The 15434-nt window shown below is 42.9% G+C and carries 16 protein-coding genes; 13 read left to right on the top strand and 3 right to left on the bottom strand.

All coding sequences use genetic code 11. The features are described from left to right. Positions 1–179: 179 nt before the first annotated feature. A complete protein-coding gene (locus H6G97_RS24135) occupies positions 180–398 on the top strand; it encodes a hypothetical protein (protein ID WP_190943161.1) in 219 nt (72 codons plus the stop codon). A gap of 111 nt (positions 399–509) precedes the next feature. On the opposite strand, the gene H6G97_RS24130 is transcribed toward H6G97_RS24135, so the two are convergent. Beyond that, positions 510–677: a hypothetical protein gene (locus tag H6G97_RS24130; RefSeq protein ID WP_190943160.1), complete on the bottom strand. Its 168-nt coding sequence runs from the start codon at positions 675–677 to the stop codon at positions 510–512. A 40-nt stretch (positions 678–717) separates the two neighbouring features. On the opposite strand from H6G97_RS24130, the gene H6G97_RS24125 reads away from it, so the two are divergent. Together H6G97_RS24125 and H6G97_RS24120 are read left to right on the top strand one after the other, a co-directional pair. Further along, a complete protein-coding gene (locus tag H6G97_RS24125) occupies positions 718–1065 on the top strand; it encodes a helix-turn-helix domain-containing protein (protein WP_190943159.1) in 348 nt (115 codons plus the stop codon). 142 nt (positions 1066–1207) lie between these two features. After that, positions 1208–1852, top strand: a complete 645-nt coding sequence (locus tag H6G97_RS24120; RefSeq protein WP_242055177.1) for a hypothetical protein — start codon at positions 1208–1210, stop codon at positions 1850–1852. Between the two features lie 383 nt (positions 1853–2235). Here H6G97_RS24120 and H6G97_RS24115 read toward each other — a convergent pair whose 3' ends face one another. Continuing rightward, positions 2236–2886 carry a PEP-CTERM sorting domain-containing protein gene (locus H6G97_RS24115; protein ID WP_190943158.1) on the bottom strand — a complete coding sequence of 217 codons (651 nt, stop codon included), beginning with the start codon at positions 2884–2886 and terminating at the stop codon, positions 2236–2238. A 57-nt stretch (positions 2887–2943) separates the two neighbouring features. Between H6G97_RS24115 and pdxR the strand changes: the two genes are divergently transcribed. The 8 genes from pdxR (at position 2944) to H6G97_RS24085 (ending at position 13280) form a co-directional block, all read left to right on the top strand. Beyond that, positions 2944–4068 (top strand): MocR-like pyridoxine biosynthesis transcription factor PdxR, encoded by a 1125-nt coding sequence (gene pdxR / locus H6G97_RS24110; RefSeq protein WP_199349602.1) that lies wholly within the window; start codon positions 2944–2946, stop codon positions 4066–4068. A gap of 40 nt (positions 4069–4108) precedes the next feature. Then, complete coding sequence (locus H6G97_RS51390) at positions 4109–4387, top strand: hypothetical protein (protein ID WP_199349600.1); 279 nt, start codon at positions 4109–4111, stop codon at positions 4385–4387. 81 nt (positions 4388–4468) lie between these two features. Continuing rightward, positions 4469–4681: a protein-S-isoprenylcysteine O-methyltransferase gene (locus H6G97_RS24105; RefSeq protein ID WP_242055172.1), complete on the top strand. Its 213-nt coding sequence runs from the start codon at positions 4469–4471 to the stop codon at positions 4679–4681. A gap of 69 nt (positions 4682–4750) precedes the next feature. Continuing rightward, entirely contained in the window at positions 4751–5242 is a 492-nt protein-coding gene (locus H6G97_RS24100; protein ID WP_190943157.1) for a hypothetical protein, read from the top strand. A gap of 49 nt (positions 5243–5291) precedes the next feature. Further along, positions 5292–5426 (top strand): hypothetical protein, encoded by a 135-nt coding sequence (locus H6G97_RS54855; protein ID WP_277883325.1) that lies wholly within the window; start codon positions 5292–5294, stop codon positions 5424–5426. Between the two features lie 340 nt (positions 5427–5766). Then, entirely contained in the window at positions 5767–11781 is a 6015-nt protein-coding gene (locus H6G97_RS24095) for an AAA family ATPase (RefSeq protein ID WP_190943156.1), read from the top strand. Positions 11782–11789: 8 nt separating this feature from the next. Continuing rightward, on the top strand, positions 11790–12419 hold the full coding sequence (locus tag H6G97_RS24090) for a response regulator (protein WP_190943165.1): 630 nt from the start codon (positions 11790–11792) through the stop codon (positions 12417–12419). A gap of 390 nt (positions 12420–12809) precedes the next feature. Beyond that, entirely contained in the window at positions 12810–13280 is a 471-nt protein-coding gene (locus H6G97_RS24085) for a cupin domain-containing protein (protein WP_242055171.1), read from the top strand. 32 nt (positions 13281–13312) lie between these two features. On the opposite strand, the gene H6G97_RS24080 is transcribed toward H6G97_RS24085, so the two are convergent. Continuing rightward, positions 13313–13489, bottom strand: a complete 177-nt coding sequence (locus H6G97_RS24080; RefSeq protein WP_190943155.1) for a hypothetical protein — start codon at positions 13487–13489, stop codon at positions 13313–13315. 307 nt (positions 13490–13796) lie between these two features. Between H6G97_RS24080 and H6G97_RS24075 the strand changes: the two genes are divergently transcribed. Together H6G97_RS24075 and H6G97_RS24070 are read left to right on the top strand one after the other, a co-directional pair. Further along, complete coding sequence (locus H6G97_RS24075) at positions 13797–14354, top strand: thioredoxin domain-containing protein (protein WP_190943154.1); 558 nt, start codon at positions 13797–13799, stop codon at positions 14352–14354. A 46-nt stretch (positions 14355–14400) separates the two neighbouring features. Then, positions 14401–15300, top strand: a complete 900-nt coding sequence (locus H6G97_RS24070; protein WP_190943153.1) for an alpha/beta hydrolase — start codon at positions 14401–14403, stop codon at positions 15298–15300. Positions 15301–15434 lie beyond the last annotated feature (134 nt).

The following is a 15434-nucleotide window of genomic DNA, read 5'->3' as shown; positions in this document are numbered from 1 at the left end:
ATTGGCATTATCTCTTCATGCTTGTATCCACATAACAGCATTTTTACTGCTGTAGCTCGCTTGATTTCACGCGGCTCTTTATTATTTTTGATAAAATCTTCTAATAATTCCATTCACATCACTACACCTGCATTTAGTTTCAAACGTTACTTTTATGCTCTCTCAGTATTTTCTCATGAATGATTCCGGATTGCTATAGTGATGAAAGTGATATTAAACTGAGAAATCAACTGTTCGTTGCATTAACTCGCTCTCGTGCTTGGGTAAATTTAAGTGGTGTTGATGGGAATTATCCTTTCTACGAAGAATTCAGAAGAGTAATGGAAAGTGGTAATAGCTTCCAATTCGCATACTATCCTCCAAAAGTAGATATTGGAGAAACAGTAGACATAAGGTAATGAATAGAAGCCAGCGCTCACTTATACAGCGCCGGGTTTGTTTGATGTATCTGTTTTGGGTATCCGATGTCTTGGAAGAAGCAGTATTTTGAACAGGAAAGCTCGTCTCGACTAATCCTCAACTTGGCATTTCTGTTCAATGAAACTCAAAAGCTCTTCTTCAAACTGGGTCAAATAGGAGCGTTTCAACTCTGCTAAACACTTCAAAACTGCCTCTGCTGGTGCTTCTAACTTGCCACTGTCCCGTAACCTACTGATGCGATCACTGATCAATTGCATCTGCTGACATTCCGAACATTGTGTAAATATAGGAGTATCAGTGAGAGAAATCGTAATGCAAGGAATACCTTTGGATTTGGTATCCCGGATTGACTGGGATCAGGAATATGGTGAGTTTTTATTTCAGCAAAGAGAAGACAAGAAACTTTCTAGAGAAGAAGTAGCACAAGCAATTACAGGGCTTGGAGAACCTTGTTCTCAGCAGCTAATTCATAAAATAGAAAAATGGAAGGGTAAAGGTGATCGCTCTGTTTCTTTGTCTCTTATCTTGAAATATTGTCAAATTTTAGGGATCGAGCTTAGGCAATTTTATCCTGTTGTAGCGCAAACCCTTAGTTATCCATTGTTACAAAAAATCTCGTCCGTAGCTGTTGACCAATTTCCATAAAATATGTAAAATAATAAGAGATAAAACAAAGGACAACCGCTTCAGCCTGGAAAACTTGTGCGATCGCCCTTTGACCCTTTTACAGGAAATCTTATACCAATTTAAATTGGTATAAAAGACCTCGTGGCGATCGGGAAAACAATTGATACGGCCTCGGCAACAATCAAATTATTTGATTGCCGCAGCTGGTGTTTACGAAAATTTGACAACCAATGGTTGTCAAAATGTGGCAAATGAGAATTTGACAACCGGTGGATCACAAATTCTGCCCACAAGTGAGCGCCAAGTTCGAGCAATGACTAAACTTGAACAGCAGGAAGTGTGGCTAACGGCAGTAGAACTTGCTGGCGGTAAAGTACTCACTGGTAGAATCGTCAAAGATGTTGTGCAAAGGATCATGGAGCGTACCCAAGTACCCAATACTTACCAAATTGACGAGGTGTGCCAAATCCTTGCAAAGGACAACCCAGAACTCAGAGGTAAGGGTGGCTGCTGGGGGATAGTCGCAAGAGTGAATGATTTTAGTTGCACTGTCAAAACCTGGGATGGGGAGTACACCGTTGGCTTACAGCACCTCAAATCTTACAATTACTTGCCTGCCGAATGTGAGCAGATGCAGGTGATTTGCGATCGCATCAATCGGGTGTATTCGAGTGGGCTGGAGGAGTCGGTGCAGAGGTTTTTGGAGTCGTTAAGAAAGCCCAAGCGTGCTTACTTGACGGCGTTGGAAGAAAAAGTGCTGATTCTCTTAGAGTCGGAAATTACACATAAGGAAGCCTGGGGGTAAGGCAGGGATTTATGCAAGCGATTAAGTCATCGTCAATAAAGTTTGCTGTTCAAGCCGAGTTTGTAAATCTACAATTAGGTTCTCTCCACTGCATCGGGCTGACCATAAACCAGAATACTGCAAACTTATATTCCACTTTCCTTGCATATAATCTTCATTTTCTGAGACTATGCATCTATAATTTTTTCTGTCTGCTTTCTCGCTTGATTTAATGAACTATTTTCTCATTTAGACGATTTAAATTGTGGATTGCGAGAAAAAATAGAGATTTTTTGCAATTCCTTACGCGATAGCGAAGCTTGCGCTATAGGCGATCAGCCGGGGGAGGCTTGCGCCGAAGCGATCGCCTTTTACTGAATAGGTGTTTTAGGGGTTGGAGTGGCTCATGAAGCAGAGCGAAAGCAACGTCGGCGTAACATAAAACCAGCTCCAATTAAGCCAATACCAACTAGCGTCCCTACTCCGGTTTCCGGCTCTGGAACAACCTTAATAGTGCCAGTAACTAAAGCCTGTCCTCTTATGGGATCGTTTGGATTTGGACTAATTGTGTCGTTCTCAAAAAAGTCTAGTATGCCAGTAGCACCTCTGAATATACCCTCACCGCCAGTGATAATCAAAGAACCAGAGCCAGACCCTCTAAGGTTTACAAAGTCAATTAGAGCGGTGGCAGTAGCGGTTCCAGATACCTTGTTAGCACCGCTACCACTGAATTCAATAAAGCCTTCTGGGAAGCCCTCTAAGCCGATTGCTGTTGGATCGGTGTTAAAGGTGAACAAGCCAGTAGAGAAGTCAGTTAGGGCGTAAACTAAACCGTTATATTCGGTGAGTCCATATAGTGCATCAGTACTTACAGCCCGTTCAATTGCCCGTGAAAACTTCTCGTTAATCGGCTCAACAGCGATTGTTACGTCGTAGTTACCACTAAATGGGAACAGAGTCTGTGCGATCGCCTTCTCGTTCCCCGATCCAAAACTCAGTAAAGTCAAAGCTGCTGGAACAAACCATGCAGCGTAAGAGCGAAGTACCGTTAGCATTGTTTAATATTATCTATCTTCAAGGGAATGCTTATGTAAAAAATATTACTTTTTTGATTGCCGAAAACAGTATACAGCACATTAGATTGCAGCGACAATGAAAATCGGGCGGCTATTTTGGATGGGCGTTTGCCTGCTGGTGAGCAACTACTACCAACTCGTGAACTTGCGTCTCAATTGAGTGTTTCTCGAAACACGGTGATGCAGGCTTATGATTTGCTCATGAGTGATGGATTGCTTGAGGGACACGTTGGTGCAGGTACTTTCGTTGCTGATATTGTTTCAAGCGATCGCTACCTTGATAATCTCGGACAATCGGCTATTGAGATCAAACCGTTTTGGCGACAGTTAACAGATGCTCAATTGTTACCTAGTCCACCAGCAAATTTGATGTATAACTTTTCGCTAAGTCTTCCTGATAAACAGAGATTTCCCTTTGAAGAGTGGCGGCGCATCTGTGCTTTTTGTTCGCGTCGTTTGGCCCAAGCACCAGTAGGATATGGCCCGCCAGAAGGAATGAGACAATTACGAGAAGCACTCGTCAAATACGTGTCCTTCAGCCGTGCAGTCAGGTGTCATCTAGACAACGTAATTGTGACTAATGGCGCACAGCAAGCATTTGATTTAATTGCGCGAGTTCTGATTGAACCACAAACAGTGGTAGCAGTGGAAGATCCAGGCTATCCTCCTGTACGTCTTCTTTTCGAGTCCTATGGCGCACAAGTGGTTGGAGTCCCTGTGGATGCACAAGGACTGCGAGTGGAGTGTCTTCCCAAAAATGCAAAGCTGATATATGTTACTCCTTCGCACCAGTTTCCTTTAGGAATGCCAATGTCATTACCACGTCGGCTCGCACTCCTTGAATGGGCAACACAGCATGGGGCAGCTATTATTGAGGACGATTACGATAGCGAGTTTCGTTTTGCCGGGCGACCATTGGAATCATTGCAGAATTTAGACCGTACTGGAAGAGTCCTCTATGTGGGAACATTCTCGAAAGTGATGTTTCCAGAGATCCGATTGGGATTTATTGTCGCTCCAGAGTTGATACAACAGGCGTTGGTTGTGGCAAAACAACTGAGCGATTTGCATAGTCCTTTGTTAGCGCAAGCAACACTGGCAAAGTTTATTCAAGACGGTTATTTAGCAAAGCATATCCGTAAGAGCAAAGCATATCCGTAAGTTACATAAAATCTATGGCCAGCGTCGGCAATGTTTAATTGTGGGTCTGAAGAAATCTTTTTCGGATTGGTTACAACCTATTCCCTCTGAAGCTGGTCTGCATATTGCTACTTTTTTAAATTCTGATATTAAAAGCAATGCTGTTATTGATGAAGCAGCACAGCAGGGGATATTTCTTTTTTCTCTTGACCATTTTTATGCTTCATCCACGGTTAAATCGGGTTTGATTTTTGGATATGGTACTATTGAGGTTGAGCAAATTGATGCAGGGTTGGATGTGTTGAGAAAAATCTTTTTAAAAAATGAAAAAATATCATAAACTGCTTTTTGGTATATTTTTAATTACCTCAATAAATACCTAACAAGTTGCGGGTCTATTGGAGATTAGAATAGGAGATATTTGGGTTGGTTAGGTTTGTTGATAATGCTTGGTGGGCTTGTGTTGAGGTACTGGGCTGCTAAAACATTTGGTAAATTTTATACAAAGACATTGCAAACCCCCGAACAGCAGGAGATTATTCAGCAAGCTCTATACAACATCATTCGGCATCCTGGTTATTTGGGTACATTTCTAATGGAAATTGGAGCAGGTTTAACGATCGCTAATTGGTGAGTAACGTCGAGCTTAGGAACAATCTAAATTTTTACTCAGTCGTCGATATCAAAACTGAGAATTTAAACTATGCTTGATTCGTTTAAAGTTGTAGCTTTGGCTTTAACAAGTTTAAGTTTTTCCGGGATAGGTGTATCAACGTTACCAAAATCTGCGCTTGCTGGAGAACCAATTATCGATAGAAACTGCCGCCGTTATGAGAGAACACGAGAAGTATTTCAGCAAATACCACCACAGAATCAAGCTAGAATATTGACGACATCTTTCTTTCAAGTTAACAATCAAAAATACTCTCTACAATTACTAAAATTTCCCAACTCTACAGGTGTTTTATGTCTTTGGAAACCTAATGCTCGACTACCACAGAGGTTAAAAGACGTGTCAATTATTCAAGACAAGGTAATTGAGAAATTTGAGAAAGACCCTTCTCGACCAGCAAATTATATAATCATAGTCAAAGGCGAGAAGATGGAAGATATTTTAAAAACTTCTTATCGATTAAACCTAACTAATCCCAATCAACCAAAGGTGACACCATTAATCAGAGTTTACAAAAATTAGATGTAGATTTTTGTCTGTAGATGTTTATCTACTTTAAGTCAAAATAGTTATGGTGAGTGCAATTCCAGTCCAGCCGATGGCGCTAGCAGGTATCCACCAGCGCGATCGCTCACTACTAAAATCTGCCTCTGAATATCTGCGCCGCGAAAGTTTGCCCCAGCAAGGTTCTTACCTTGAAAACTAAATCACTCACAGCCAAAAGCGATCGCTTTAGCTTTGCAATGCAATGATTTCAGCCTAGCCACTCGAAGAATCATGACTATGTTTCTACACTAGAGACGGCGTGGCTTACAAGCCGCTTAACACTGAATAAGGCGATCGCTTTTGACTGTGGGATGCTCCAGTTGACCAACCAACGCGCCCGGATTTCTCACAAAGAAATAAAAAAAGGGGGCAAAAACTGCGTTTGGAGTTCCTAGCACATAGATAATAGGTAGATTGACTTCTCAAAGTAGAACTTGAATAATAAGCATTAATTCTACTTGGGTTTGCGGTTCTTTCTATGCTTTGACAAGGTGATAAAAATGATTGCGCTACCTGACATTGTAGTTGATGCTCAGATATATTCCAGCAATAATTCTGTGGTGTATCGTGGCATCAAGTTGTCAGATCGCACGCCTGTTATTCTCAAAGTTCTCAAACAGGACTATCCTACGGCATCGGAACTCACCCGCTACAGGCAGGAATATGAAATTACGCGATCGCTTAACTTAGAAGGCGTGATCAAGGCATATAGTCAGCAGGAATATCAGCGCACACTGATTATTCTTTTAGAAGATTTCGGTGGAGAGTCTCTGGAACGATGGATACAGCAGCGTCCAGATTTGTACCCTATGCCCTTATCAACTTTTTTATCCCTAGCCATTAAAATCACAGGGATTCTGGGCAGAATTCATGCTGCTGGTGTCATTCATAAAGATATCAACCCTAGCAATATTGTTTTCAATCTAGATACTGGGGTCGTTAAATTGATTGATTTCGGAATTGCGACTCGATTTAATCGCACCAATCCAACCTTCAAAAACCCTCATGTTCTAGAAGGTACTCTTGCATATATATCTCCAGAGCAAACCGGACGCATGAACCGTTTGCTTGATTATCGTACTGATTTTTACTCCCTTGGTGTAACGTTCTACGAACTGCTCACTGGAAAGTTACCGTTTACCACAAGAGACATTCTTGAACTTGTTCATTGTCATCTTGCCAAATCACCTGTTCCGCCTCATGAACTGAAGACAACGATTCCCAAAGCAGTTTCAGATATCGTTTTGAAACTAATGGCAAAGAATGCGGAGGATCGCTATCAGAGTGCTTGGGGTATTAAGGCAGACTTAGAATGGTGCGCTCAACAACTTACAGACATAAGACAAATTGATGAGATTCAATTAGGTACTCAAGACGTTCGAGATCAATTTCAAATTCCGCAAAAACTGTATGGACGCGAAGCGGAGATTGCCACATTATTGACGGCATTTGAAAGAGTAGCCGGAATGGGCAATGTTAGCGAAGCCTACTGCCAAGGAGAGAAAAGCATAGAAAGTTCTCAATCTAATGTCGAAATGATGTTGATATGTGGCTATGCTGGAGTAGGGAAATCTGCGTTAGTACAGGAACTCTACAAGCCCATCACAGCAAAGCGTGGCTACTTCGTTTCAGGTAAATTCGATCAATTTGGGCGCAATATTCCCTACAGTGCGATCGCCCATGCCCTACAAAAATTGGTGCAACAACTGCTGGGTGAACCCGATGAGCAGTTGAAACAGTGGCGAAATCGACTTCTAACGGCGTTGGGAAGCAATGGGCAAATCATCATTGATGTCATCCCAGAAGTTGAATTGATTATTGGCAAGCAACCGCCCATACCGGAAGTTGGGGCAACGGAAACTCAAAACCGCTTCAATCGAGTCTTTCAGCAATTCATTCGGGTATTTGGTTCAGCAGAACATCTCTTAGTGATTTTTCTGGACGATCTTCAATGGGCAGACTCAGCAACACTCAAGTTAATCGAGTTGATGATGACGGATGCCCAGACGCAATATCTGTTTTTAATTGGAGCCTATCGAGATAATGAGGTCAACTACTCGCATCCACTAAGGATAATGCTGGAGGAACTCAGGAAAGAGGGAGCAACTACCAGCCAAATTACGTTAGCACCGTTGGGACTAGACGCGATCGCACAACTGATTGCAGACACATTACATAGTGACATCAGTACAATTATCTCACTAGCAGAATTAGTATTGCGAAAAACCGATGGAAATCCCTTTTTTGTCAATGAGTTTCTGAAAACACTCTATGCAGAAAACTTGTTAAGCTTCGACCTTGAAAATCTCAGTTGGCGATGGGATATCACTCACATTGAAGGCAAGAACATCACCGATAATGTGGTGGAGTTGATGCTTGGCAAACTGAAAAAACTGCCTCCAGCAACCCAGCAAGTTTTACAATTCGCCGCTTGTATTGGTGCTGATTTTGATTTAAGCACCCTCTCGATCATTTGTGAAAACTCATCTAGGGAAATTTTCCCGCAATTGATAGTAGCGGCTCAGTCAGGTTTAATTGTGCCGACATCTGAGTTAGATGAACAACTCTTGGTTCAGGATTATAAATTCTTGCACGATCGCGTGCAGCAAGCAGCTTATGCCTTAATCGATGAGTCGCACAAACAAGTTGTTCATCTCCAAATTGGTCGCAATTTACTCGAAAAGACTTTGCCGGAGCGAATATCAGAGCGGTTATTTGAAATTGTCGATCATCTTAATTATGGGATTGAGCTTGTCACCGAGCGCGCAGAACGAGATGAAATTGCCAGATTAAATTTAATCGCAGGTCAGAAAGCAAAAGCAGCGATCGCTTATGATGTGTCAAAAAAATATTTAGCTACAGCAAGAGTTTGGCTGGCAGCATCTAGCTGGCAAACAGATTATGACCTGAGCTTAGAATTATATGCAGAAATAACAGAAGTTGCTTACTTGTGTGGCAATTTTGAGCAGGTGGAGTACTGGGCTGCGATTGTTCTGCAACAGGCTAAAACGGTTCTTGATAGCGTGAAAGTATACGAAGTCAAAATTCAAACTGCCATAGCACAAAATCAACCGTTAGAAGCAATCAACACTGGATTACAAGTGTTGCATCAACTGGAAATTTGTTTTCCCGAACAGCCAAGTCAGTCAGATATTCAGCTTGAACTAGACGCAATCTCATACCTTCTGAGTGAAAAGTCGATTGAGGACTTGATTCATTTGCCAGAAATGTGCAAGCCGGATAAGTTAGCAGCAATGAGAATACTATCCAGAATTACGATTGCGGCCTGGATTGCTATTCCTAATTTAATGCCGCTACTGGTATCAAAACAAGTCAGCTTATCATTTGAATATGGAAATGCCTTTGCATCTCCCTTTGCTTATGCCAATTTTGGATTAATTCTGTGTGGGAATGTGGGAGACATCGAGACTGGCTACGAGTTTGGACAGTTAGCGTTAAAGCTATTGTCACCACCTAAGCCCCATTCACTCAGAGCTAGAACATTGCTCATTGTGAATACCTTCGTCATTCATTGGAAAGAGCATGTAAGAGAAACATTACAGCCTCTTTTAGAAGCCTACCAAAGTGGGCTAGAAACCGGAGATTTAGAGTTTGCCTCCTATGCTGCTCACACTTATTGCTTTAACTCCTATGTTGTCGGAAATGAACTGGTGGAAGTTGACCACTATATGACAATATATAATGCAGCAATCCATCAAATCAAACAGGAAACAGCACTAACCTGGAATCTGATATTTCAGCAAGCGATCGCGAATTTGATGGGATACTCTGTTGAGCCAACCCGTCTAATGGGCAAATTCTACAATGAGGAGAACGAATTACCAAAACATGAAGCAGCAAATGATGGAAGTGCAATTTTTAATGTCTATTTCAATAAAATTCTACTGTATTACTTATTTTCGGAGTATGCTCAGGCTGTTGATGTCTCAAACATAGCAGAACGTTATTTGATCTTAATAACAAGCTCCCCTATTGGCCCTTTATACTGCCTCTATGATGCTCTGGCAAGACTTGCAATTTACCCTGAAAGTAGCACGCAAGTACAGAAACAAATTATCAAAAAAATTGCGGTTAGTCAGGATAAAATGAAGCAGTGGGCACATTACGCGCCCATGAATTATTTGCATAAATATCATTTAATACAAGCCGAGACTGCACGGGTTTTAGGTCAGTTGTTTGAGGCAGAAGAGTTCTACGAACAAGCAATTCTTGGATCGAAAGAAAATGGTTATCTTCGAGAAGAAGCCTTATCTTATGAATTAGCTGCCAAGTTTTATCTATCTCGTGGCCGAGAAAAGTTTGCCCAAACTTATATGAAAGAAGCTCACTACTGCTATGAACGGTGGGGAGCAACTGCGAAAGTAAGAGATTTAGAAACTCGCTATCCACAATTATTGCCTCAGCCGTCAGGCATGGCTGACATATCAAACTGCACAAATTCTAAAACCATCTCTAATAATCCAGGCATCGCTTTCGATTTAGCAGCGGTGATAAAAGCATCACAAGCGATCGCTAGTGAAATTGAACTGGAGCAGTTACTCAATTACTTGATGAAGATTTTAATCAAAAATGCTGGCGCACAAACTGGATTCCTGATTTTGGAAAACGCAAAACAATGGGTGATTGAAGCTTGTGGTGAACTAAATGACGGTAATGGTGAAAATGTCTATGCTACGCAAGTGCTGCAATCGATCCCAACTGCAAATTACCTTCCTGAGTCAATTATTAATTATGTTATTCGTACTCAAGAATGTATCATCTTAAATGATGCAGCTCATCAAGGTAATTATATCAATGAGCCATACATTCAGCACAATAAAACTCAATCAATCTTATGTTTGCCGCTTCTGAATCAAAGTAAGCTAGTTGGCGTGTTGTATCTTGAAAATCAATTAACGGCTGGGGCATTTACACCAGAGCAATCGCAAATTTTACATCTATTATCAACTCAAGCAGCCATTGCCATCGAAAATGCTAGGCTCTATTCAAAGCTACGTGAGAGCGAAAGTAAAACGACTCAATTTATGGAAGCAATTCCAGTCGGTGTTGCAATTTTAGATACATTGGGTCGCCCTTATTACTTCAACCAGCGAGCAACTCAGCTGTTGGGTAAAGATATTGATCCTTCTGTGACACCCAATCAAATTGCCCAGGAGTATCAAATTTATCTAGCTGGAACGGATCAAAAATATCTAACTGAGAAAATGCCAATTATCCGAGCGCTAAGAGGTGAACGCACTAGGGTTGATGATATAGAAATTCACCGTAACAACGCCACAATTCCCGTTGAGGTATGGGGAACTCCTGTCTTTAACAAGCAGGGCAATGTGACTTATGCGATCGCTACCTTTCAAGACATTACCGAGCGAAAACAAGCCGAGCAACTGTTAGCCAATTACAATCGCACCTTAGAGCAACAGGTTGCCCAACGAACAGCAGCTTTGCAGAAAAGCGAAGCCACATTGCGCGATGTCTACGACCAGCTTCGCTTACGAGAACAAGAATTACGGCTGATCACAGATGCTCTCCCCGCTTGTATCAGTTATGTGGATGCCGATCAACGTCATCGATTTATCAACCGCACCTATGAGGTGTGGCTTAACTGTAGTCGAGATGAGATTTTGGGCAAGTCTGTTCGTGAACTCGTGGGGGACATGACTTATCAGATTATTGAACCGTATATCAATCAAGCCTTAGCAGGACAAACTGCAACCCTGGAACTAGAAATGCTCTTGCCATCCGGTAAAAAGTATATCACTTCTACCTTGATACCCCATTTCGATGGCAATGCTCAAGTTGTCGGATTTTATAGTCTACACACAGACATCAGCGAACAGCGAAACGCTGCACTACGTGAACTCAAACGTGCTGAGGAAGCCTCGATTTTAGAGGAACGCAACCGCATGGCACGGGAAATTCATGATACGCTGGCTCAAGCGTTTACAGGCATTTTGGTTCAAGTTGGTGCAGCAACCCAAGTGCTAACGGATGATTTAGAAGCAACACAGGCACATCTGGATATGATCGATGAATTGACACGAATCGGGCTGAGTGAAGCTCGTCGCTCAGTCACAGCACTCCGTCCTCAGTTGTTAGAGCAAGGCGATTTATCTAGCGCCCTCAATCGTCTTGTAACGCAAATGAGGTCTGCTACGGATGATACTGCTTTGATTTACGAAATCCACGGTACAGCCTATCCTTTACCCGCCGAAGTGGAGAATAACTTACTACGAATTGGGCAGGAAGCATTGACAAATGCAATCAAATATGCAGAAGCTCAGGAAATTCGCCTTGAGTTAGTGTATGGGGATGCACAATGTAGTTTGTGTATAAAAGACAATGGACAAGGCTTTGGAGTAGGTAGCGTTCCCTCTGTTGGCGGATTTGGATTATTAGGAATGAGCGAACGGGCAGAGCGAATTGGAGCGCAATTGAGAATTGAAAGCCAGCCTGGGCAGGGAACAGAAATTACTGTCATAGTCAATCAAGGATGAGAACTATGATCGACCAATCCAGTACAATTCGCGTTTTAATTGTTGACGATCACTCCATTTTCAGACAAGGATTGGCAACCATCATTAACCGCGATCCTGAAATGACGGTAATTGCTCAAGCAGAAGATGGAGAAGCGGCGATCGCCCTCTTTGGCGAACATCAACCGGATGTGACTTTGATGGATTTGCGAATGCCGCAGATGGGAGGAGTGGAAGCCATTACTGCGATTTGTACCCAATTTAAACCTGCCCGAATTATTGTGCTAACCACTTATGATGGCGATGAAGATATCTATCGCGGATTGCAGGCAGGGGCCAAAGGCTATCTGCTCAAGGATGCAAAAGCCAACGAACTTCTTAATGCCATTCGCATGGTTAATCGTGGTCAGCAGTACATTCCGCCCCTAGTGGGGGCAAAGCTAGTGCAGCGCATGAGTAACCCAGAACTGAGCGAACGAGAGCTAGAGGTACTGGGTTTAATGGCGCAAGGAATGAGTAATTCAGATATTGCAACTGCTCTAACTATTGGCGAAAGTACTGTCAAATCTCATGTCAACCGCATTCTCAGTAAATTGGGAGTCAGCGATCGCACTCAAGCTGTGATTATTGCAGTCAAACGCGGGATTGTTAGTTTGTAGGCTGTGCTTTCGGTTAACTTTCAATTCCAACTTTAGTTGGAATTAGTCTTCCATTGTGAGATGGGTTAAGCGATCGTTCATGCGACTCAATAAAAGTGCCAACTATGAGTGGACGACAACCCAAAGTCAATTTTCTATATTAAATTTATGCAAACACACATAGCAATCGGGTTGCAAGATTTAAGTTTGCTGAATACAGATGGCACACAGAGGAATATAGGTGTAGTCTAACCCAGGTATCACTTGCGGTAAACATACTTCTCCTCAGAAACACTGTTAATTATTTGTCTCACCTTCAACCCAGGATTGCAAACAGAGTTGATGGTAGCAATTATCGCTGCCAATAATGACGTGCTTTGATCCTCAATCCCACAATTATTAAGACGTAAAATGATGAACACCGAATTGAGTAAAAATAAAGTTGCAATTGTCAGCCGGGGCGAAGACCTCAATTGGTTCGATACAATGCCTGGTGAGCAAATGGCTATCCGCGTACCCAGCAGAGATGTCGCCGGGGCTTTCACAATCCTCGAAGTGCGTGTCCCACCGTTCTCAGGCCCGCCACTTCACTATCACAAAGATAGAGAGGAGATATTTGAAGTACTTGAAGGCAGATTTCGTTTCCACTGCGCGGGTGAAGAGTTCGAGGCCGGGGCTGGAACAACGGTTGTTGTACCCCGTAACAGCGTGCATGGATTCGTGAACCTGGGGCCGGGAGTAGCTCGGATGCTTTTCATCTTCGTACCGGGCGATATTGATGAATTCTTCCCCCAAATAGGCCAAACGCCGCCTGAAGGTTGGGCTGATCTTTCATCTCAGCATGACACTTGGATCGTCGGAGATCCCCTGTCCGCCAGCTAAAGAGCCTGCAAACGATTAAAGTGCGTTGTAACTCAAAAAGCTTGAGTTTTCACCATTGAGCGATCGCTCAATGGTGAAATGGAACCATAAGAGCTAAAGCCAGCACACAAGATAACACCTAAAACCAACACAGGAGATGAAAACCCCTTGGGAAGGATGCGATCGCCTCCAGAACAATGCCGCGAAAATGGCAAAGCAAATTGAAGCATGGCTGCCAGTATCCACTAGTACCGACCACAATTTGGCGTTGTCCAGCTATTCTGCCTAAAAATCCCCCAGCTGATTGAAGATTAATTTTGTTGGATTCCAACTAAAGTTGGAATTAGTCTTCCATTGTGAGATGGGTTAAAAGATCGTCCACTCGACTAAATAAAAGTGCCAACTTTGAGTGGACGACAAATCCCAGCCGATTGCATATATTAAATTCATGCAAACACAGATAGCACAGAAAGGGATGTAGGGATAGCCCACCGCAGGTATCACTTGTGGTAAACATACTTCCCCTTGGAGGTACCAGTGAACAATGACTGTAAACACCGTTTATTATTTGTCCCACCTTCAACCCAGGATCGTAAACAGGGGATGTTAAGTGCCACTGTGGTACTGGTGATGTATGGAGATTATCAATGTCAAGAGAGTGCGGATGTTTATCGGTTGCTGAAAGTCATTAGGCGACAACTGAGTATTTCGTTGGGAGAGGATTATTTGTGCTTTATTTTCCGCCATTTTCCGCAAATACAAATTCATTCTCAAGCTCTACATGCGGCGGAAGCGGCGGAAGCGGCGGCTGTTCAAGGTCAGTTTTGGCAAATACATGACATTTTGTTTATCCATCAACAACAGTTAGCAGATGGTTATTTAGTAGAGTATGCCAACGATCTAGGACTTGATATCTCCCAATTTCTGCAAGATATGTGTAAGCATGTGCATCTTGAGCGCATCAATCAAGATATCGAAAGTGGCACCCACAGTGGAGTAACGGCTACCCCAGCTTTGTTTATTAATGGGATTCGATATACCAATCGCTGGAACCTTAAAGAGTTGATCGCAGCTATTGTCACTGCAAGCCATTAATGTTCCTGGGTTTGAAATCCAATTAACAATCAGAAAGTAAGCAGTTATGCAAAGAAGAACTAGTTTTGAAAGTAAAGGTTTAAAGTGTTCCGTCACCTTTTACACTCCAGATAAAGTCGCATCAGGCGAGCGCTATCCGGCCATTGTTATAGCTCATGGAATTGGCTTAACTAAAGAAATGGGATTGCCGCAATTTGCTGAGAAATTCACTCAAGCAGGATTTGTCGTTTCGCTGTTCGACTATCGCTACCTTGGAGCTAGTGAGGGAGAGCCTCGTGGGCAAATTATTCCTACCGAGCAGCATGAAGACTACCGCAATGCCATCACTTGGACTCAACTACAAAGCGAAGTTGACCCTGAGCGCATAGGTGTGTGGGGTTTTTCCTATAGCGGTGGTCATGTACTGCATCTGGCCGCATTTGATCGGCGCGTGAAAGCGGTTGTGGCACAAATGCCTACAGTGAGTGGATTTCTCAACTCCCGCCGCCTGACTTCTCCACTTGAACTCGAAGAACTCACGAAGCTGCTTTCACAAGATCGGATAAAACGGTATCAAACCAAAGAGGTGAGCTACTTCCCGTTAGTTGCTCTACTCGGTCAGCCGAGCGTGCTACCGACACCCGACGCTTTCAATTGGGTTGAATCGGCTAAGAGTGCCAGCGAAGGAAGATGGGAGAATCGACTCACCTTTGAATCGATTGAACACTGTTTATATTACGAACCAATTCCTCACATTGAGGCAATCTTTCCCACCCCACTATGCCTGATTGTGGGCGAGAAGGATTTTCTTGCACCTGCCGACTTGGCCGCCGCCGTCTATGCGCGTGCGATGGAGCCGAAGTCTCTCACAATCTTGAAAGGCGGACATTTTGATGCCTTCGAGGGAGAGGGCTTCGAGATTGCAAGTACAACTGCCTTGAGATGGTTCGAAAAATATTTAAAATAAACCTGAAGCACCTGTTTTGTAACTAAGTTGTGCCTTCGGTTGAATTTCGATTCCAACTTAAGTTGGAATTAGCCTACCATCTTTAGATTGACTAATTCATCAATCATACTATTGTGTAAAACAGTCAACCCAGG

The sequence above is a fragment of the Nostoc flagelliforme FACHB-838 genome (assembly GCF_014698065.1).
Taxonomy (GTDB): domain Bacteria; phylum Cyanobacteriota; class Cyanobacteriia; order Cyanobacteriales; family Nostocaceae; genus Nostoc; species Nostoc flagelliforme_B.
This window is presented reverse-complemented; position numbering and strand designations above follow the sequence as displayed.